The organism is Vibrio sp. 10N.286.49.B3, from assembly GCF_002873395.1.
Lineage (GTDB): Bacteria > Pseudomonadota > Gammaproteobacteria > Enterobacterales > Vibrionaceae > Vibrio.
Genome location: NZ_MCUV01000012.1, coordinates 42,524 through 63,247 on the forward strand (window position 1 = coordinate 42,524; position 20,724 = coordinate 63,247).

Annotated in this window: 17 protein-coding genes; 3 read left to right on the top strand and 14 right to left on the bottom strand. The window is 38.3% G+C overall.

Going from position 1 to position 20,724, the window contains the following annotated elements; all coding sequences use genetic code 11:
- Nucleotides 1-130 precede the first annotated feature (130 nt).
- Nucleotides 131-2,260: a bifunctional 2',3'-cyclic-nucleotide 2'-phosphodiesterase/3'-nucleotidase gene (locus tag BCU68_RS06670; RefSeq protein WP_102564009.1), complete on the top strand. Its 2,130-nt coding sequence runs from the start codon at nucleotides 131-133 to the stop codon at nucleotides 2,258-2,260.
- 122 nt (nucleotides 2,261-2,382) lie between these two features.
- On the opposite strand, the gene BCU68_RS06675 is transcribed toward BCU68_RS06670, so the two are convergent.
- The 10 genes from BCU68_RS06675 to BCU68_RS06720 all read right to left on the bottom strand — a co-directional run bounded on the left by BCU68_RS06675 (nucleotide 2,383) and on the right by BCU68_RS06720 (nucleotide 13,269).
- Nucleotides 2,383-3,060 carry an NERD domain-containing protein gene (locus tag BCU68_RS06675; RefSeq protein ID WP_102564010.1) on the bottom strand — a complete coding sequence of 226 codons (678 nt, stop codon included), beginning with the start codon at nucleotides 3,058-3,060 and terminating at the stop codon, nucleotides 2,383-2,385.
- Nucleotides 3,061-3,163: 103 nt separating this feature from the next.
- Nucleotides 3,164-3,457, bottom strand: a complete 294-nt coding sequence (locus BCU68_RS06680) for a superinfection immunity protein (RefSeq protein WP_102564011.1) — start codon at nucleotides 3,455-3,457, stop codon at nucleotides 3,164-3,166.
- Between the two features lie 281 nt (nucleotides 3,458-3,738).
- Complete coding sequence (locus BCU68_RS06685; RefSeq protein ID WP_102564012.1) at nucleotides 3,739-6,150, bottom strand: hypothetical protein; 2,412 nt, start codon at nucleotides 6,148-6,150, stop codon at nucleotides 3,739-3,741.
- Nucleotides 6,151-6,259: 109 nt separating this feature from the next.
- Complete coding sequence (locus BCU68_RS06690; RefSeq protein WP_102564013.1) at nucleotides 6,260-6,748, bottom strand: ATP-binding protein; 489 nt, start codon at nucleotides 6,746-6,748, stop codon at nucleotides 6,260-6,262.
- Nucleotides 6,749-6,905: 157 nt separating this feature from the next.
- Nucleotides 6,906-7,403 carry a GNAT family N-acetyltransferase gene (locus tag BCU68_RS06695; RefSeq protein ID WP_102564014.1) on the bottom strand — a complete coding sequence of 166 codons (498 nt, stop codon included), beginning with the start codon at nucleotides 7,401-7,403 and terminating at the stop codon, nucleotides 6,906-6,908.
- 700 nt (nucleotides 7,404-8,103) lie between these two features.
- The gene (locus BCU68_RS06700; protein ID WP_102564015.1) at nucleotides 8,104-8,907 is read right to left on the bottom strand and encodes a GIY-YIG nuclease family protein; all 804 of its coding nucleotides are present in this window, start codon (nucleotides 8,905-8,907) and stop codon (nucleotides 8,104-8,106) included.
- 99 nt (nucleotides 8,908-9,006) lie between these two features.
- Nucleotides 9,007-9,231, bottom strand: coding sequence for a hypothetical protein (locus BCU68_RS06705; RefSeq protein WP_102564016.1), 225 nt, complete (start codon nucleotides 9,229-9,231; stop codon nucleotides 9,007-9,009).
- Between the two features lie 43 nt (nucleotides 9,232-9,274).
- On the bottom strand, nucleotides 9,275-10,969 hold the full coding sequence (locus BCU68_RS06710; RefSeq protein ID WP_102564017.1) for a metallophosphoesterase: 1,695 nt from the start codon (nucleotides 10,967-10,969) through the stop codon (nucleotides 9,275-9,277).
- 48 nt (nucleotides 10,970-11,017) lie between these two features.
- Nucleotides 11,018-12,079 (bottom strand): hypothetical protein, encoded by a 1,062-nt coding sequence (locus tag BCU68_RS06715; RefSeq protein ID WP_102564018.1) that lies wholly within the window; start codon nucleotides 12,077-12,079, stop codon nucleotides 11,018-11,020.
- Between the two features lie 143 nt (nucleotides 12,080-12,222).
- Nucleotides 12,223-13,269 carry an ADP-ribosylglycohydrolase family protein gene (locus BCU68_RS06720; protein ID WP_198591698.1) on the bottom strand — a complete coding sequence of 349 codons (1,047 nt, stop codon included), beginning with the start codon at nucleotides 13,267-13,269 and terminating at the stop codon, nucleotides 12,223-12,225.
- 305 nt (nucleotides 13,270-13,574) lie between these two features.
- Here BCU68_RS06720 and BCU68_RS06725 point away from each other — a divergent pair, with 305 nt between their 5' ends.
- Complete coding sequence (locus BCU68_RS06725) at nucleotides 13,575-14,474, top strand: WYL domain-containing protein (protein WP_102564019.1); 900 nt, start codon at nucleotides 13,575-13,577, stop codon at nucleotides 14,472-14,474.
- A gap of 99 nt (nucleotides 14,475-14,573) precedes the next feature.
- The gene (locus tag BCU68_RS06730) at nucleotides 14,574-15,146 is read left to right on the top strand and encodes a hypothetical protein (protein WP_102564020.1); all 573 of its coding nucleotides are present in this window, start codon (nucleotides 14,574-14,576) and stop codon (nucleotides 15,144-15,146) included.
- A gap of 191 nt (nucleotides 15,147-15,337) precedes the next feature.
- Here BCU68_RS06730 and BCU68_RS06735 read toward each other — a convergent pair whose 3' ends face one another.
- The 4 genes from BCU68_RS06735 to BCU68_RS06750 all read right to left on the bottom strand — a co-directional run bounded on the left by BCU68_RS06735 (nucleotide 15,338) and on the right by BCU68_RS06750 (nucleotide 20,714).
- Entirely contained in the window at nucleotides 15,338-15,853 is a 516-nt protein-coding gene (locus BCU68_RS06735; protein WP_102564040.1) for a hypothetical protein, read from the bottom strand.
- 438 nt (nucleotides 15,854-16,291) lie between these two features.
- On the bottom strand, nucleotides 16,292-16,708 hold the full coding sequence (locus BCU68_RS06740) for a hypothetical protein (RefSeq protein ID WP_102564021.1): 417 nt from the start codon (nucleotides 16,706-16,708) through the stop codon (nucleotides 16,292-16,294).
- A 17-nt stretch (nucleotides 16,709-16,725) separates the two neighbouring features.
- Entirely contained in the window at nucleotides 16,726-17,460 is a 735-nt protein-coding gene (locus BCU68_RS06745) for an HNH endonuclease (RefSeq protein WP_102564022.1), read from the bottom strand.
- A 2-nt stretch (nucleotides 17,461-17,462) separates the two neighbouring features.
- A complete protein-coding gene (locus BCU68_RS06750; protein WP_102564023.1) occupies nucleotides 17,463-20,714 on the bottom strand; it encodes an ATP-binding protein in 3,252 nt (1,083 codons plus the stop codon).
- Nucleotides 20,715-20,724: the final 10 nt, after the last annotated feature.

Here is a 20,724-nt window from a genome sequence, read left to right on the forward strand (position 1 = left end):
ACACTGCAACTGATCGCTTAAGCTTTTTTCTAATTTATATTTAGAATTAGAGTGCAACAACTCAACCAGCAATTCATCGCACAAATACATTTAACATCAATGTATCCTTTAAAAAAGCTTGGAACTATACATGAAATTTAATGGAAAAAAGTTACTGCTAGCTTCTAGCGTTGCCGCCGCATTAGTAATATACATTAGCAACAATTCAACTGACGATACTATCAGCATGGATTTACGCTTAATGGAAACAACTGATATTCATACTAATATCATGCCTTATAACTATTTCTTAAGTGCTGCTGATAACAATGAAAAGATGCAAGACTGGGGACTAGCTCGTACTGCGATCGTGATTAACAATACTCGTGATGAGGTTGATAACCACATGTTGTTTGATAACGGCGATTTAATCCAAGGTAGCCCAATGGGTGATTACATGGCTAACCTAGGTGTTGATCATGTTAGAAGTAATACACACCCTGTTTATAAGGCGATGAATGCCCTTAACTACGACGCAGCAAACTTAGGCAACCATGAGTTCAACTACGGTCTTGACTACCTAGATGAGACTTTAAAGGGTTCAAACTTCCCTTATGTCAGCGCGAATGTTTGGAAATACGATAATTCACTAACAAAAGTATCTCAAGCTGCTGATGAATGTGAAGTTCGTGTAGATGACGCATTTTATGCCAATGCTGAAACCATGTACGCACCATACGAAATTCTAACTCGCGAATTCACTGCAGAAAATGGCAATAGTTACACGGTCAACGTTGGTGTGATTGGCTTCACTCCACCTGACATCATGGGCTGGGATGCCACTCACCTAAAATGTAACGTGCTCGTTTCAGACATCAAAAAGACAGCAGAATACTTTGTACCAAAAATGAAAGCAGAAGGCGCGGATATTATCGTTGCTATTCCGCATTCAGGTCTAACGGATTCAAATAACGAATTTGCTGAAAACGCAACGCTACAACTTGCCTATGTCGATGATATTGATGCCCTCATGTTTGGTCACGACCACCGTGAATTTCCGAATACAACCGGTGAATACGGTCACATTGAAGGTGTTGATCCTGAAGCTGGTACAATTAACGGCAAGCCAGCAATCATGCCTGGTATGTGGGGCGCTAAATTAGGCGTTATCGACCTAAAACTGACGTCTTCTGATAAAGGTCAAACATGGGCAATCGCATCAAGTACCACTGAATTGCGTTCACTTGTGGAAGATCAATCAGATAAAAATATCGAAGCGGCTGTAGAAAAAGAGCACCTTGGCACCATTGAATACATGTCTGATGTTATTGCGCAGATCGATTCAAATGTGAACAGCTTCTTCCCTCAGTTAGTCCCTGATCTTTCTATGCAGATTGTTAATGAAGCTCAGTACCACCAGCTAAACAAGTGGAAAGAAAGTGGCGAATTTGAAAACGCCGATGACGCAATTTTCTTATCGGTTTCAGCGCCATTTAAGAGTGGTCGTAATGGTCCGACTGATTTCACTAATATCCAAGAAGGTGAACTGACGAACGCAAGTGTTGCTGACCTTTACGTGTTTGATAACAATACACCAGCAGTACTTAAATTAACCGGTGCTGATCTTAAAAACTGGATCGATTGGATTAGCTCAAACACTTATAACCAACTGCCATTAGCTGACAATGAAACGTTCTTAGTTGAGTCTTACCCTGGTTATAACTTTGACGTTTTCTACGGCGGTTTTAATGCTGAGCAAGAAAGTCGCTTACACTATGTTATCGATGTAACAGCAGAGTCGGCTTTCACTGATATCAATGGTATGGAATACACAGCAACAGGTAGTACTCAAGTTGTGAGTCTAACTTTTGATGGTGCCGAGATTGCTGATGAGCAAGTGGTCTATGTCGTCACAAACAACTACCGTGCTTCAACGAACAAAATGCCTGGTGTTGATAATGCTAAGGTCGTAAAAGAAGAAGCAGCCTTCAATAACCGTGAACTGGTTCAGTACTACTTAAGCGATCTTTTAGAAGAGCAAGAGGGTGAGACTAAACTTGAGTTTGTTAATGCAAAGAACTTCACTTTAGTGGCTGAAGGAATCAAGAGTGTTAACTTTGCATCAGCAACAACTGATGAAGCTTTCCGTTGTGCCGCTGAAATCACAGGTCTTTCGACTAATGAAGAGCTTGTTGATAAAAATGGTACGCCTGGTTTCACTACCTTTAGTTTCAATTTTGATTACTCAGGTAACTTTGACTGTGCAGTAAAGCAAGACTAGTGACATTGAATATCTAATATTAAGCCAGCTATCCATGTAGCTGGCTTTTTTTATTTTTGTATGATGATAAAGCCTCTATAGACTGAGCATTCATTGCATTTAAATCGTTAAATGATTATCCCTTATACATTTTTTGTATATTTACACTTTGGATAGTTAGCGCAACCAAGAAATGAATTACCTTTATTTGGCCCTGACTTAGCTACTCTTTTTACTAGTGAAGCATTACAGCGAGGACAAACACTACTAGAGTTGTGCCGGATATTAAGTGAATTAATATGGTCTTTTGACGTAAGTGTCGTGGTAGCAGCATACGCCTCAATCAACTTAATTATATGTTGCTCTTGTTGATAATCAATTTGTGGAACCCTAAATGATTTTATATACCGACCTAAACCATTCGTCATAACATTTAATGGCAAAGAGGTCCGTAGGCTACAATCCCCACAAAAATATACAGCCGTTCTAATTAAATCCTCATCAAGGTTAAGAAACTCAGAAAGCACCTTCTTTTGTCTATATGTCTGTCTTAATGGATTTTGAAACCTAAATTTTTTTCGATGAAAAGATTGTGTCCATTGAGCTGAATGTTCATCACCAAAAATCCAACCTTTCATATTCTTAGTTTCAACAATAAACAAACCATACTTAGATACGACTAAATGATCTATTTGAGCAGTACCATTATATGATGGCAGTATTAGATCATGAAAACGTGTATACGTTGCTTTATCAAGAGAAAACCACATGCTGACAGACGTTTTCTTTTCGCCAAACCAACCTTTGAAAATATTAAACATTTGTAGCTCGATTTTTAAAATATATACACAAAATAAAACAGACCTTGAAATATATCTACACCACCTATTCTATTGTTAGCAGTGTATTAATAATGTTGGAATGCTATATTTTTAGTAGCTTACGTTTTTTTTCTTCATATTCACTAGCTGAAATTGCACCCTTTTGTTTTAGCTCAAATAGCCTATCTAATTCTTCGGCAGGACTAAATTTGACTGATTCTCCTTTTGTAATGAAGCACCAAACAAGTGCGATAAACCAACCCAAACCATAGATTAGTCCGCCCAACACATTAAGAAGAATTATGGCTGTTTTATATTGGTGATCTTTTCTGACAGCAATGATACTTGGAAGTAAAAATAAAAATATTCCAATGGTTAATAAAATAATGAATTCCAAACTGACTACCTCTACGGTTTACGCTGACATAAAAGTCCATTTTCATGCATATAAAAGAATTTTACATTTTAAACTTACACCATTCTCTTTACTAGGATTGTATTTACTACTAGCCAGAGTCAACTATCTGAAAAAGTAGGCTTTACATGATTTCTTACAATTGATATATCTACTTAGTCATATGAACCAAGGAAACAATCAATAATTTAACTCATATGGTAACGATAAATAACATTCACCATTAATAAAGGCCGAGCTCTGTGAGGTCGGCCTTTCAATCATTAATATGCTTTATACAATTCAGCTTCTTTACTATTTTTTAAGCTAATATATGCGAGCAAAACTGCAAGCGGTAGTGCAACTTTTAAGAAGTTAATACTCGCCCCATAAAAGTCTTTTAATCCTGCAAAAATCGACCTAGATTGACGAGGATCAGCTACTCGAACACCATCGACTTGATAAAAGAATCGATAGACATTTTCGAGGTCCGATAACTTTGTATAGCCAATGTAATCGTACATAGGAATAGCAATATCGCGCAGTTGATAAATACATTCAATTAAGGTTGCCATTATCATCAATGGTACAACGCATAAATAGCCTAGCACTCCGATATTATCACTGGCAACAAAGAGTATTCTCACATAGTTAAATGAACCCGTTACAAAACCCAAAACAAGCACTGTTATGGCGATAAAACCTAGCGTTCTCCATTTAGCTCGCTTACCGACCTCTTCGTTATAAATCCCAGCTCTATCTAGTTTAATTGACCAGTAGATATTAAATAGATTAATACAAATAAGTACAAACGAGATAAAAACAGCAAGGGTTGGCGCAAGAAGTGCGCGATACTTCATAGTGAGATTATGACTAGAGTTCTCTACATTATATCTTGCAATCGATGGAGCTAGGGCCATTACCTGATCTCGGCTAACTCGGATAGTCGTTAACCTCTCCTCGGTAGCCGAAGTAAAGTTCCAACCTTTTGTAGCGGTTATAAGGCTGGCTTGCACATCGGGATGACGAAGAGGGTTCCGGCTCTTTGTATCGACCAAGCTGACACCTAGACTTCTTAATGTACGAATACTCTCAGCCTTAACTTCACGAGCCACTTTATCATAGATAGCATTTTTTGCTCTCGTCACCTGCTTGTGATTCCAATTACTGATTCTCACTCCGCGCTTTGATAACTCTCTCAACATTATCGAAGTGATACGAGAATCAGACATTTTTGGATTCTTTGCAATAAACTCTCTATATGGCGTACGATATTCAAGATAAGCAGCCTGTTGACGTTTGGCCAACCGAGCGGGCTCTAGATTTAAATACGCCATATTTGCCATCCAACTTTGCATATAAAGTGCATCTAACATCGTCAAATTAAAGAAATGCCTCGGCTTATCAAATTTCTTGATCGCCTCTGCGTTACGAGTCCGATCTTGATATAGTTTTTGAAGTTCAAGATGGTTTTCATAATGCGGCCTTGGTAAAGCTCCCTTAGCAAAATTAGATCGTGTGTACAGATCATAATTATTGCTCAACTCAAACCTAGCTACTTCTGTCATTTGCTTAATGCGTTCAGATTGACTCAAATTTCCCGTTTCTAAGCTAAAATCTGCGATACCAGAGACAACTAAAAAAGGCGCCAAGGCAGACTGAATAATGGCTTTAGATGAGTAATTACCGTCAATGCCCTCATTATCTTCTTTTAGTAGTTGAACTTGATGATATTTTGCATGCATGAAGTTCTCAATCACTGCAATTTTATGCTGATGATATGTCTGCTTGGCTATTTCATCGACAAACTTTTCCTGTCCGTAATAAACGACAGCGATGATGACCGCAAATGTAGGAACACTATAGAAGAATAATTGTCCCGCATGAAGTTTACCTTGAGTGGTTAATCTATAGCGCCAAGCTTTTATCACAATTAAAGATATACCGATTCCAGACAGCAATCGACCAATTTTGTCGACGTTTTCATAGAAGTGAAGTCTATCAAGGGCAATTATTTCAAGTAGATGTAAATTAAACGAAATTTCAAAAACTAAGTAGACGACGGTACCAACAATGAGCGCGATGGTAGACTTTCTCACCTTTTTACCACTCGATTTTACTACCTTGATAGCTTGATCATTGTTAGATGCTTGTTTGAAAATGCTCCCCCACTCAAGGCGTTTAAGCATAATATAAGCAGTGACATAAGAAAATAGTGCAAACAATGCCGTTAATATAGGATGAGTAAGCAGGTCATAGAAGCCGCGACTCTCCATGATCTGATGGTTGTAAAAATCACCATTTTGTATAAGAGCGAGCAGAAGGTTGATAAATACTTCTCTGGCACATAGAGCAGAACTAAACAGTAACGCAAAAAAACTAGCACCACCGAAAAATAATGCGACTTTTTGCCCACTTTTATTTTTACAGTATGAATAAAACTCTAAACTCCACAGCTTTGTTCTTTTTATGAGGTATTTACCAATAAAGAAAAATAAACCTAACACCGCTAAGTAAAATATGCTTTTATACATGATACTGCCAGGCCAACAGAGCACCTCTAGAGAGAGCCCCACACTAGCAAAAACTGCCCTAAATAATCCAAAGCTGTGAAGGTAGTGAAATACTATATTTATTAATAGGAATAAAAAAGACGCCAGTAGTAAATTACGGACGGGGTAAGGGATCTTGAACATAAGCAACCAGTTAAACCTTAATGGAATGGTAAAGTCAGAAATCTAACTTACGCATTGTACTCACTAACCTCTTTTAATTATTGATTTTTAATGGCTTTGACATACTTGCTTACGAATAAACCCGCTCACAATTTTCATCATCACTTGGTTCTTCAAAAAAGCTATCAAATAATTCTATATCTTTCTGTTCTATTTTAAATGAATGTACATCATTGCTAGCATTTCGAATTAAGTTACGATGTAACCTTACATCTAATGGTATGTCAAAGTACTTAAGAATGACCTCATAACCTAAACTAGAAAAGTATGCACTTACCTCGTTTCGAGATGATTTTGACCAAAAACCCCAATCCAAATTCACATCAATGTCATTTCTTAAAAATGCCAACGCTATTCCTTTAAGGTAATTTCTAGTACCAGTATGTGAACTATCAAGCTCTTCACGTGTAGGGTTCTGACCAAAGACTGAGAGATGTAACTCATCTACAGATAAAAAAACTGTACCATCGGATTTTTGTTGATTACGAGCGAAAGTTGTCTTTCCACAGGCTACCTTACCAATAAGTAACGTGACTTTCGCCCTACTGTTATTTCCCAACTTATAACCACCTTTGTTTGATAATAAATCATTATATTACTATGCATGCGCATCGGCGTTTTTCAAGCTAGCCTCTCCTGCCTTGTGAACAATATCAAGGCGATGTACCCACCATACAAGATCGCACAGTTTACTGTACAACACTTAATCCTTGTTATTATACGTGTTCTTTTATCCTTGCCATATGGTAAACAGATACGTATTTACCATTGCGAAATGCAAATGATTTAGACTCACCCTCGATTGCAAAACCCAGTTTTCTGTAAAGGTTTATTGCCCTTTCATTATCAATATAAACTGTCAATTCTATACGCTTCAAATTGAGCCAGTTATCCGCTAAGTCAATAGCTGTTGTCAGTAATGCACTTCCAACACCGCAACCTTGCATAGTATCTTTTACACCCATGCCAAACGTAGCGACATGTCTACGACGAGGATTTAGCTCAAGCATTAATCCTAAGTTTCCGGCAATTTCACCATCAACGGTTGCAACATATGAATAAACATTATCTGGTATATTACCTATGCGCTTTTCCCAAAGTTCTAGAGATGGGTGTGGGAGTTGAAGGGTTCCACTATAGGCATTTTCACACTCATATATTTCCTTGATTGCCCTAGCATCGGATGCTTCAGAGCGTCTAATTTTTACTTCCATGATTTATGATTCCTATGTTACTTGTACTACTCGTGCCCTGCTGTCGTTATCTTAACGCTAGCTAAGAAGCATTACCGCTTACTTTATAAACAACACCTTACCAACATCACACACCAAGATAAATGCCTTATAGTCAATAATTCTTATTTCGCGTGGTATGTCTTAGTAAGTTAACTGCTGTTGCTAGCATGAGGTGGTTTGCGTGAGAATAACTCGACCGAGTTAGTTGAAAGGTGAAGACAATAAGGATAATGGCTGGAATATAATTAGCTCAATTGAGCCAATAAAAAATGGACAAGCCATCTTATACCACGTTTCGAACATATTGCGCCCCACAAAATACATTTCTATTATATCAACAACTTAACATGATAAAGCCGCTCTCTGGGGCAGTGTTGGGGCGAAATAAATATGACAGAAATTCGTCAAAATTCAGATTTTTCTGAGTTTAAAAGTCGCATAATGCGACCTGACATTTAACAAAATAGCAGAAAAAACGAGGTAGATCCTAATATAAAAATCTAACCTCGTCATCAAATCATCGCTGTTATTTCGGAGTATCCCTAAAGGGTATGTTTACAGCTAACCGGTATATTTCATATAGTCGTTCTCTTTTATAGAAAAGCGACCTGGCTTTGGAGTGATCAACCTAGCACCATACTGATAAATAATTACACCAGAGCATTGTCAAATCCACTCATTAGTTTTCATTATATCCAAATGTTTTTGAGTGTAATGTTTTCTTCCACCAGGACTCTCGGCTTAGAATGAGCTTGTCATCAGTCGTAGATTTAAAAATCTCTAATATAGAGTACTCAAAGTTCTCTTTAATATGCTCAAATGGCAGTACTTTAAGTCCTTTATTTCCCCCATGCCCATTTTTCACATACGATTGCCAGCGACCCAGTAGCATATTTTCACCACTCGCAGATCCAACATACCCCTTTCCATTAGTACGATCTGTAATTAGATAGACACCTTTTTGGTTTCTTAGAGCTGTAACCCAATTAGACTTATCAATAACTGCAGATAACTCATCCCATTTAAGCCTCACGTTTTCATAACCTGGGAAAATGTCATTATCAAATTTGTCTGGCAAAATCTCTAGTACTTCACATTCATCAATAACACTTGTTGCTTTGCGAACGGTCTGTTGCACCTTGTTTTTAAATCGAATAACTAAACGACCCAAATACTTTTCATACTCTGGCAAAGGTTCATATTCATACCCCATCCCACCTAAAATGTTCAGATCTTTTGTTACACGCCCTACGTGAAATAATAGCCACTTGTCAGCTTCTATCCTCATAAAACCAACCGTAATTTGTCCTTCTTGATAAGATTTATGACCTTTCCTATTGTAGTAATGACCATGCATCAAATCGTCAAATTGTCCTCTCTTATATAGTTGAGTGGGTTCCCAGTTACCACCAAACATTAAATTGAATCGGATTTTAACGTTATCTAAGTCTTTCAGATTTAGTACATCATTTAACTTTATCATTAATTTAAGCCTTAATTTTTAATCTTATTTCTCTAGCTATATTGCGGTGTTTTCATTTATTTATTGATGTCAGCTCTAGATCTAACTGTGACCAAAACTTTAAATATCGAACCAATAGAGCCACTCACCAAAAGTACTAAATGTCATATTCTTATGCCCAATAGAACCGTCATCTAGCACTTTAATATTCTCTTCAATACATCCATTGTGTTTTACAATGATCGTCTTACCCCTTAATACCGCTTCATAGTTTTTCTTACCAGTAACTAAGCATTCATTATTATTAAAATATGCGATGACTTGTTGAGTTATATCATTTCCCATTATTTATCCTCTTAATCAAGAACCAAACGTAACCCTGCTACACTCAGAGGGGTTCTGACGCTAGTTCAACCCACTTACCCACTAATTTATATGCTACCATCGCGCATAAACGTTCAGCGTTATCTCGAGTAACACCTATGATATGAAGTTCAATAAGCATTAGATAAGCGGCTAGTTTATTTTTATCTCCTGTTTGAGCCAAGCGATTAACAGTAGATTCATAGTCCACATATTCACCTTTCAAATCTTCATCAAAAAACTCAGGATCATAAACGCCTATCGGATCCCATTCAGTTAACAACACATGACTCACCGTTTGGGCAAAGCGATTATCTGGCTTCTCAACTGAGAGATTTTCTTCTAACTCCTTGAGCATAGTAGCAAACCCATCGGTAATAACTGATGTTGTATTCAGTTCACCTTCGTAACTAAAATTATTGTCATCAATTAACTCACTAGGTGAATCACTCCAACCATCTAAGTAGGTGTAATACCCTACTAAAGCATTCTCACCTTTTGCTGCATTGAAATCGACACAGACCACCTGATCACTTAAACATTCTGGGAAAAGTGTCGGTGCTAATGTGTAATGGCCCACGACTACAGGGAAGAGCAAATTTTGTTTGTTAAACGCTATTGCGCCTTTTGCTAACTTTTGATTAGGGATCATATCGGCTTGCCCGGTCGGAACTACCGCCAGATCTTGGTAAGTTTCTAAAGAGTATTCATCCTTCCACCATGCCGCACGGATATGGTGGCGCTGGATACCATTTTTATCCTTAAAATAACAGTCAGTAGGCAATGAAACTTCAGGACCTTTGAGTAGTACTTCTATAAGCGTATAAAGCTCATGACTAGGGTTAAAAGCATCAGTCCAGTGTACTGATTTCAAGGATCGATCGGAATTGAGGTATTTCTCTAGTTTCTCAATACTCGGTTCATGCCAGCAAGCATGTATAGCTCGAATATCACCAGCATTAATGTAAAGCGGTAGTGTCATAAACCACTCGATCCACTTTTTATGTAATAGTGAGTCTTCTCCGATTTGAACTAGGAAATGGGCATGCTGTTTCTGGTTTCCGATTTTAGTACGATCACGTAAATAGGTACCATTAGCATCTTTTAAATACCAACCAATGGCATTGAATTCGTGATTACCCATTAAACACAATGCTTTTTTTTCATCAACGAGTTGCTTTACCTTATTTAATAAAGCTACATGATCAGTATCTGATTTCTCACTGTTATCAATCAAATCACCAATAAACACAATTTTTGTGTCTATATCAGCATCAATATCATTCAAGCCTTGATCTTCTAATAGCGAGTTAAGCTTATTCGTTTGTCCATGAACATCACCAATAAAAAACAAGTTTTCTAATTTATTGATCTCTTTAAACTGTAATCCCATTTCTAACTGATGACAGCGTAATGATAATGTCGGGCGCATGTCTGCAAACCAGTGATCTATATCTAACTGCCCTCCAGACATTCCTCCTTGGTTCAGCGCCTCTATGTAAACGACACGTTGATCTTGTGAGTCATCATTCGATATGGAGTTAGTCAATGCCTCAACATATTCGTCGACCTTGTCCATTAAATGTTTAGCACTATAAGCGTCACCTTTTTTTATTAGTACTTCTCGGATCATTTCCCATAATGCACTGTTGCCTCGCAAGCTGTAGTTATTGAGATCGCTAAACAGTGTTTCAAAATATTTTTTTGTAATTAAAGCCAAGGTGTTTACTCCTGCTACTGGCGTTGTATACGATATAATTAGTAATATTTACTGCACGTTACACTCTATATTTTGCTTATCAAAAAACGTACTCATTTTGCATCTATTTAGCGAGCCCATAAGGTATTGAGCGATGTATTGAGCGTCTTTAAAATTGGCTTGCCCACCATCGCCTGCTAATTTGAAATCACCTTGGCTTTTGATAATAACTTTTCGCGTTGTTTGCTCTTTCATTGGGTAGCACCACACGCTGACCTCAACGCCTTCAGGAATATCCTTTTTTGAAACCGTGCACAGTTTACCATCTAGCCATAACATTAACTCGTTGTAACTTGTAACAAATTCATCAGAATAACCAAGTGCCATTTTCCAAAATGAATCAATTGGAGTAGGAACACTACCTTGACTCTGAATTTCTTTAACCATATTTTCAATCGAAAATGCTAGCAGAGCACACTCATCTATTGAGCGACTTATTCTAAAAGTTGAACCTTGAAATATATATAAATACGTAGCTAAATCACACGCTTTGTTCGTGTTTTGAGGGCTACCTATCAACAAACGGGACACTTCCTCAGTCATAAGCTTAAACAATGCTTTTTCACCAGGAACGGTAGGTAGTATTGGTAAGGGGTAAAAGGTCAACATCTCCTTTCTTATCCTTCGGACTATCTCTAGGTTATGGTTACTTTCTTCAATAATGGCTTTTATTGCTGGTCGCATTTGAAAAAGTTGATGTCTAATGTGATTTCCTGCTGAGTTTGCCGGTTGATAGGAGCCAATATAACTGCCTACTTCATCCCAAGCATAGCCATAGTCGCCAGTCTCAAATTGAATAGCATCAATAACTTCATTATCGAGTTCAATCCAAGTAATATCGTAAGCGGTATCAATATGTTTGTACCATTGTTCAAATGAGTTGATCAATTCTTGCTGGACCGCTCGGCTCGCACTTTCTGGAACAGAACTGTGGCTTAATAAGCTTTGATAAATGGCCAAATGAACAAAAACTGGATCGATATAATCTACGAATTCTGGGTATTTATTACAGTAACTCCCCCATAATTCGTTACAAAAATCTCTTGCTACCGATGGACTTGCTTTCATCATTATCTCTCCCTACTTATCCACAAAATGACAATCTTAAAAAACTATGGCTGATCAACTTAAATACACCTTCGGTTTCATTGTCTTCTTAGATAAGGTCATTTCATCTAATATTTGCGTATAAGCTATGAAGCGACTGTGCCATGTTATTCCTTATAAACTCGATTCTCATACTCGCCATCATAATTACTCCTAAGGGTGTCAAACATTCTATTGAGCTTATCCTTTGATGGAGTGAGCATCAGCAACATTGCTTTTTCCTTGATATGATAGTGCCACGCTAGCTTCTCTAACCAAGTTGAAGGGAGTTGGCTGTAACCATAAAACGCACCAGCTAATTGACCGTAAATCGCTGCTGTTGTATCCGCATCTTCACCCAGATTAGCTGCAAGTAGCGCACCCTCTTTAAAGCTATTACTGTTTGCAAAAGACCAAAGTGCCGCTTCCAAAGAGTGAACGACAAAACCTGTCCCACGAATTTCCTCTCGTGACTTAGTAATGAAAGATCCGTTTACTATGTTAATTAAATCTTGATGTATATTGGCACTGCCCCAATAGTTCGATAAAAAACTAAACAACGATTTTTTATCTAAGGCCTGCTCTGTATCATCAAAAATTTGATAAAGTAACCATGCCATAATTTGGCAAGACTCTATTGCTCTTTGCTCTGCATGCGTTGTAATTGAACTTAATTTAGCAGCCTCAATAACCGCTTCTGGAGATGCATTTCGGAATACTGAATTGAAAATAGCAACAGGTGCTAAACGCATTAAACTGCCATTACCAGCACTGTATTCACTCGTTGACCCTGCATTCGCACAACCTGTCTCTTGAAAGTAATTTAACGCTTCAGCGACAGTGTTCCCTATATCAAAGCAGGTACCGGTAACTGAATTACTACCATCTTGCCACCACTGGCAATAGCGATTCATTTGATCGTCTGCATCATGTTCGCCCTGAGCCAATAGGCTATCAGCTAAACACAACATCATTGAGGTATCGTCTGTCCAATTACCAGCCTTTAAACGGAAAGGTCCACCACCCACAATATCCGTTAATGGTGAGTAGCTATCCTTAGGTTTAAATTCTAGAGTAGTACCTAATGCATCTCCCAATGCGAGCCCTATCATTGCACCTTGCGCTTTGTCTAACATAAACTGCTTGTGACCTTGGTTATCCATTGAATTGCTCAAAAAAAGCCCTCTTCTAATGCCTTCAAATACAATTCTATCCAATACTCTACCTTCACATAAGTGTCGTATTTTGGTACATGCTAATATTTGATACAGTAATTATTCGTTTATTGACCTACCTCTTAACACTTAAATTCCATTTTGGTGCATATTACTTCATCGACGTTCTGGCATTTAATACGAATAGCTAACTCTGCAACAATATTGACCAAAGTTGCTCTAACGCTATTACAGATAATAATGAACTAACCAAACTTTATGTGACTCTATCTACCTTTGTAATATATTAAAAACTGAGAACATCAATGAATAACGGGCGCTTTACTACAACGGCTAACATTAATAAACAAACATTATTACGCTATCAATTAATTGAAATTATTGCCTATTGGGAAGGAAGAATTACCACAAAGCACCTCTGTGATGGGTTTGGTATTGGACGCCAACAGGCATCAAGAGATATTAATACCTACCTTAAAGAGTTTGCCGCTGAAAACCTGGAATATGACATGCAATTGAGAGGTTACAAGCCTACCTCTTGCTTTCGCCCTGTTCTTACGCAAGGGCATGTGAATGAATACTTGCAGTTGCTGACTTTGAACCAAAGCCTAGTATCTAAGAGTAACATCTCCACACTTGGTCTTCGTCACGTCAATACTGTTACTCCACCACCACGATTTATTCGACCAGAGATAATGAGAGCGATTGTGCGTGCAATGAGCGAAGGTCGCAGACTCGAAGTTGACTATGTATCAATGAGTTCACCAGAACCTGAAACTCGAATCATCGCCCCTCATTCATTAGTAGAAACACCTCTTCGTTGGCATGTTCGAGCCTATTGCGAAAAAAATCGATCCTATCGTGATTTCGTATTGAGTCGCTTTATCAATGTGCCTGAGATATTAGACCGCTCACCCAACCCTCTCAATGACGATCTCAACTGGTGCTCTCCTATTTCACTGATCTTGCAAGCAGACCCTAGGCTTAATGCACACCAAAAAGCACTCATAGAAACCGATTATGGGATGGAAAAGGGTCAATTAGTTGTACCATCCCGTTTAGCGCTCATTAATTATTTGATCGACTCATTAGGGCTTAATCTCAATAGCGTGAATGCCGAACCAAATTACCAACAGATCTGCATAAAAAACATCATTGAAATTCGGACTCGACTTGGTGAGAAAGGGCTACTAAAAATAAACTAACTGTCGCTTTATGCGACAGGCTACATTTTAGGGCACTTACAAAACAAAGTTTGAATCTATAGAGTGAATGTCATACCAGCATACTCTATAGGGTAAACTATGCTTAAAAATATCAATGAAGTGAACAAACAGGTAGAGCCTATTTATATTAAAGTTTCACCTACGTTACCAGTATTACCACAAACACTTGAAGATGACTTAACCAAAGAGCAAGAACTCGCACTACTTACTAGATGCCCTAAGATTTACCTATCAGCGGAAACAAACCTCCAGCAGATAATCGAATTTTTGATTGACCTTTTCAGTTACTACTTTGAGTTACCTAAAAACATGCTCACTCCAGAAAGTGACTTAATAGATGATATTGAGCGCCAAGTATGGGCAAGAGAACTCGGTGTACCTTATGACGATGTAACCTACGGTCGAATCTTTTGCAGTAAAGACGATAAAGGTAATATTGTTGGTGGCATAGAAGATCGAGGGCTTATGATCGCCACTATGTTTATGTTGGACTTTGCCGATCTCATCGGTATCAAGGAAGTCAACAATGTATCCGATGCCACTTTTGAGGCTGCCAATGACGAATTTGGCAATTACTACGATTGCAATACGATTTCTGACCTAGCAAATTTGCTTTATACAGTTTGCATGAAGCTAAAAGATCTCGCTTAATAAAACCAACACGGTAAAAATTAGTGGTTGAAATGTAATTAAAGGGGAAAAGACCACAATAGAGAATGAGAAAAGTATCAAGGCGATACACCCACCATACAAGATCGCACAATTTACTAATAATAAGTGGCTTCGGACTTGTTCAACACCCGGAATTAAGTGTTGGCTGCGCAACACTTAATCCTTGTTTATTAGGCATTGGAACCCAAAGGTCTGCCATAAACTGAGTCGAAAGCTTGCTCTGCCTGTTCTCGCATTGTTTTACTACTGCCCGACATACTATGAGTAATAACTTTCCATTGGTAGTTATTAAATGGCTCTTTATTTATGTTTATTCCGTTTTCTCCATTAAGTTTCATACAAACGGTGTAGTTGGTTCTATCTCTATTTTCATTATAGAGGGTGTTGTAAAGATGACTTTCAACACGCTTTTTTAACCTCGTGCCATGTCCTCTGTAAATTGCCTTCAACCCATCAACACATAGTGAGCAAGGATTTTCGTCTAACTGATAATCCGTAAAAATAACATATAAGCCGGTACCATAGATAAGCTTTGAAATATCTTCATGGCTATCTACATTGACGACTTTGACTCTTTCCCCTGATATATCAGCGTAATCGAAGCCTTCAAAAAAGGCTGAAAAGTGCTCATGAAATAGTGTTTTAAGCTCTAATTCTTTCTTAACCAGTCGTTCGATATCGTACATTTTTCCTCCGAAATACCTAACATTACTATGCATGCACATCGACACTTTTCTCGTGTCAATTTACCACCAGCAACAAGCTGATTATTAAGAAAAACAAAATGCGCATGCTCACTTTTATTTTTCTCTTATACCACCAAAGCACTACCTCTATCTACTATTCATCTGATCTCGCTATCTTCATATAGCCCAAACAGAAGCATTAATAAATATTTCGTGTGGTATATCTGATTTATTAGTCATTTAACTGCTATTTTAAACATTAAACAGCACCGATTTGAAAGCCAATCGAGACGGGTGCGTATTTCGGTGATTGCGATCAGGGGGAAATAAGTGATCGCAATGCTCCGAAATATGCATTTGGAGGTGATCAGCCAAGCACCATACTGATAAATAATTACACCAGAGCATTGTCATATCAGCGGGAACTACACTCGAATACTATAGGAAATCGCCTTGCAAGCCCACTTTAAACGTATTGTTTTCAAAGTACAAAACAACACCATGCTCGGCTTCTAGCACACTATCAAAAAGAATCCCCCAATCACCCGTTTGCTGTATCAAAAACGTTGTAGGAACAAGGAGCGAGTCGACTTTAGTAGAATCATCAATAGCTGCTCCTAAATTGTCACGTAAATACTTAAGTAACATTACCTCATTATCTACAAGTATCCCGTCTAGATTTGACCAATATTGTTGATATGTTTGTCGTTGCATCCGACTAATCCCTTCTTCATCAAGGTCACTAGCACTAATGCGTAACTGGTATTCATTACCCCATAAGAAAGCATTTGCGTGCTTTTGCCAAGCATACTTATAGGTCATCTCACCAAACGTTTCATCTATAACACTTTTCATTTTTTACGCTCACTAGTTTAACTTTGTTGTTTCTTCTCAGAAATTCCTCCTGAGTGAGGAACGTTATTGTGTACTTCTGAAGGTACTAGTTGAAGAGTTTTCATATCTTCACACTCATGCCAAGTTAAATCATTATCTTTACGGTATTGTTTTACTTCACTAGCTTTCCAGTCTGTACGCCCATCTTTACCTTCCTCATTCCATTTATCGGCCGTTGCCCTATCTGCTTGAACAAAGTTCAAATCTCGATTTTCAGTAAAATCTTCAATCTCAACTGTTTCTTCTGCTATATCAGAGAAATCAGGGTAACCGTCCTTAAATGGAATTGAATCGATATCATATTCTTTTAAAATCTCAGACCAAGTCTTACCATCAGGATTTTGACTTTGTGGAACATAATCTCCATCTGGTTTCCAATCTGAGTCCCCAGGAACGCCACTCCATTCACCGTTGTTTTTAGGTAAGTGGACACCTTCAAAACGGCTTGTATTATCATCGCTTCGGTGGATTTCTTGTCCATCATTCGAATTAACTAAAATTGGAGAATCTAAGTTATCTATTTCCACAGCATCGTAGTTTGAATCTGCTGCTAAATCGTTATCTAGGTCAGCATCCCCAAAGCTTAACTCTTGAGAAAAAATCGGTTTATCTAACTCATTCAAGTCAATATGCTCACTGCCTTGTTTGGGTTGCAAACTTTTACTTTCCATATTTTGTTCGATGGCTGCATTAGTAAAAATTGATGATTCCATCTTCAGAAAAACTCCTTCTTAACCATCTTGTTCCATTGAGCATAAGCCTGTTTATACAGTTCTCCTTGACCTACTAGTGATCTGATCAGCGCTTGGTTAATCATGAGCACATGCTCCCTAGGTGTATCGGGGCATCTAGTTAGTACCAAAGACTCCAACTCATCGTTTAATGCCTTAATATTACTAATATCTACTGGGATTTTTTGTAATTGTTGTTTGCAATCCAACAATATCGAGGTAAGGGTAGAAAACTCCGAAAAATCTCTAACAGTAATGCCTGTATTTAAGTAGTTAATCAAACGAATTTTATACTGTATTGGCAACGTGGAACGCTGCATTGCTTCAACAAGTGCCTCTACACCAAAAGTAGAGGTTTGTTGGTTGTACTCTGAGAGTAAATGAATCAATACGCTGGAGCGAAAACTGCTCTCACACCATGTGCTAAGCAAGCTTGGTTTATGTCGATAAAGCCTCTCGCAACCAGAAAAGCGGTTCACTTTACATAGCACTGCTTCGAGCCATTCGTTTTGATAAACAACGGCAACGCCACGAGGAAGGCGAGCTAATTCGTCAAGTTGGTCATCATTTAGAGCAGCAGACTTACCAACCAAGATTCGGTCTGTTTCATCAGGTAAGCGCATAATCAATTTTGTATTTGTATTTCTGATTGCACTTATATGAACTGCTGACGGTGACTGATCTGCAATAATAAAGCCTTCACCATACGTTCTCATTTCCGCAATCGCATTGGAAATCATTTCAACAGACTTTTCAGCTAACTCACTTCCTCCGCCTTGATGACTCGCTCGAAGAATGTTATGAGCTTCTTCTAAAACCGTAACATGGCGAAGTGGTTGGTTCATTACTGATTTTTCAGCCCTGTACTCACTTAACTTGATTACAAGCAATCCCATAATTAAAGACTTGGTTTCAGCTGAGCCTACTCGACTTAAGTCAATAATGACATTGCTATCAAACAACTCTTCATTTGTAAGCTCATTACTTGTAAATATTTGACCATTAAGACCATTAGCTAATGAGCGAACTCTAGTAAGCAACGCACCAATATAATTACCTTTCATTTCTGAAGAATAAGCAGATTGCTCTATAACTTCCTCAAGTTGAATCAGTAAATCGGAGAAAGTCGGGAAAAAGTCTGTTGAATGCCTGCTCAAGGAAGAACTCAAGTCCCAACCACACTCATCATAACTGCGTAATAATGCATCTTTTAGAATAGCAGGCATTGCAGCATACATAGGCCAACAAACATTAAACACTTCGATAAGCCTATCTACGTGTTCAAGTACATGGGTCTCCAATGGAAATGAGAAAGGGTTTATATTCAAAAGCTTTGAATAGTTAGCATTAGTACCGAGCACTTGCACATCATCACGATGACCAAAGACATTTTTGTATTCCCCTTTTGCAGGCTCAATTACCAAAAATGGTATTTTGTGATCCTGCAACTGGTCAAGTAGCTCATAAACCGTATTGCTTTTACCTGAACCTGTCGAACCTGTTACAAATACATGGCTAGCAAGATTATCAATATCCAACTTGATTGATTGCGGAAGATCTGTCCATAAATGACGAACATTGCCTAATGTAATTGCACGGTCACCTGATTCCCCTGCTTCTGAAAGAGACTGAACTTGCCTTCCAAAAGCTGCTGCCTCTTGAACAACCACTGTGGATGTAGAGCGTCTAGGTAAGCTAAGCTGAATAGCCATTTCTTTGCTGGAGACTAATGTGGCTGGTGTCAGGTAATTGATTTTCGCATCTGCACTAAAACTTGGCTTTAGTCGAGGGTGCATGAGTTGACCAAGCCAAGAACTCACTTCGTTACTCTTTGTTCCTGACCATGTAGTTAATGCAAAGTCTTCAGTCGAGGATTGGCTTCCTCGGGTTAACCCCAAATAAATACTAGCGAGGGTTTCTGATGATGCTGGAGAATCACTAATAAAATAAGCTGTACTCAACCAACCGCCATGACTTTTTGCTTCATCAATGCGCTTCAATTGGTGATCAATTTTATCCAACATTACAGCAATACCTTTATCGGAGACTTCATAACTTACTTGCTGAGAAGTTCCTTGTGTACTTGTTGTACCTTGAGTATTAGTGGTAGACGTTGTATCAGTTTGAGTTTCCGTTTGACTCTGAGCTGTAGAGTGATTAGTAGATTTAGATTCTGTGGTTCCAACAGTATTAGACTCTGATGACCCTTTACTATTCGTTTTTTGCAACCCTGACGAAATAACACTTGCAGCTAAATAACTTGCTCCTCCTGTAACTGGAACAGCGAGCGTACCTAACGCCATAGCACCAATACTTAAAGCTTTACTAGCCAAATCTGGAGAAGATGAACTCTCATTCAAGCCATGTGTTTGGGAGGTAGATTCTGATGTACTTTCACTGGTTCCGAATGTTTCTGTTTTACCTAAGCTTTCACCTAAAGAACGACTTAAACCTTCACTGATGCTATGGTTTACCGCTTCACTATCTTGCAATCCATAGGTGTACTGACGCTTTGAAAGACTGGAGAGTTGAGTAGCTACTTGCTCATATCCCGTTCTGACACCATTAAGTGCCTGCATAGATACAGGCTCAGCCAAAATTAGACCTTCGTAAACACGATTTTCTGCTGCATCAATAAACTTCTCCAACCCTTGCATGAAATGCTCTTGGTCTACAGTAGAAAGAGAAGGTACACTGCTTACAGCTGTTATTGTTGAACTCTTCTGCGAATCTCCAATGCTATCTAATAACTCGTCAACTGCAATGCCATCTAAAGATGCCAACTTACTCCCAGGAAAGTGCCCTTTAAAACTTTCTTCTAATAAGGCCCCCGAGTTTTGACCGAGCATTTTACCCGGTTCACCGCGTGTCCCTAAATAGAAATAAGTTTCCTTTCCGTCCGACTTTAGAAAAACAAATACCGCAAAGCCTGCAGCTCCAAATGCTGTGTATGTCGCAGTTAAACTCTCCAATACTGATTGTTTATTTTCTTGAACTAATCTCTCCACTTGGAAGATTCGTACATCAGATCCCGTGTTTAGTTGGACAATATCTTTATTATCCAAAGCTACTATTGAAAAGTTTTTTAAATCTGCAAGATAGCTTTTGTTAATCAGTTCATGGGCTGTATTCAGCATATCTTTCGATTCAATGCCTTGATCTGCGAGTTTTTCAAACTCTTTGAGAAATGTAGGTTTCTGCTTATTTCTTTCGTATTGAGTTGGGTATGTCGACATTTGGAATTTC

Excerpts from the sequence above, each read along its gene's own strand:
- BCU68_RS06670 (WP_102564009.1), top strand. The coding sequence starts at position 131 with ATGAAATTTAATGGAAAAAAGTTACTGCTAGCTTCTAGCGTTGCCGCC.
- BCU68_RS06675 (WP_102564010.1), bottom strand. The coding sequence starts at position 3,060 with ATGTTTAATATTTTCAAAGGTTGGTTTGGCGAAAAGAAAACGTCTGTC.
- BCU68_RS06685 (WP_102564012.1), bottom strand. The coding sequence starts at position 6,150 with ATGTTCAAGATCCCTTACCCCGTCCGTAATTTACTACTGGCGTCTTTT.
- BCU68_RS06695 (WP_102564014.1), bottom strand. The coding sequence starts at position 7,403 with ATGGAAGTAAAAATTAGACGCTCTGAAGCATCCGATGCTAGGGCAATC.
- BCU68_RS06700 (WP_102564015.1), bottom strand. The coding sequence starts at position 8,907 with ATGATAAAGTTAAATGATGTACTAAATCTGAAAGACTTAGATAACGTT.
- BCU68_RS06705 (WP_102564016.1), bottom strand. The coding sequence starts at position 9,231 with ATGGGAAATGATATAACTCAACAAGTCATCGCATATTTTAATAATAAT.
- BCU68_RS06715 (WP_102564018.1), bottom strand. The coding sequence starts at position 12,079 with ATGATGAAAGCAAGTCCATCGGTAGCAAGAGATTTTTGTAACGAATTA.
- BCU68_RS06725 (WP_102564019.1), top strand. The coding sequence starts at position 13,575 with ATGAATAACGGGCGCTTTACTACAACGGCTAACATTAATAAACAAACA.
- BCU68_RS06730 (WP_102564020.1), top strand. The coding sequence starts at position 14,574 with ATGCTTAAAAATATCAATGAAGTGAACAAACAGGTAGAGCCTATTTAT.
- BCU68_RS06735 (WP_102564040.1), bottom strand. The coding sequence starts at position 15,853 with ATGTACGATATCGAACGACTGGTTAAGAAAGAATTAGAGCTTAAAACA.
- BCU68_RS06740 (WP_102564021.1), bottom strand. The coding sequence starts at position 16,708 with ATGAAAAGTGTTATAGATGAAACGTTTGGTGAGATGACCTATAAGTAT.
- BCU68_RS06745 (WP_102564022.1), bottom strand. The coding sequence starts at position 17,460 with ATGGAATCATCAATTTTTACTAATGCAGCCATCGAACAAAATATGGAA.
- BCU68_RS06750 (WP_102564023.1), bottom strand. The coding sequence starts at position 20,714 with ATGTCGACATACCCAACTCAATACGAAAGAAATAAGCAGAAACCTACA.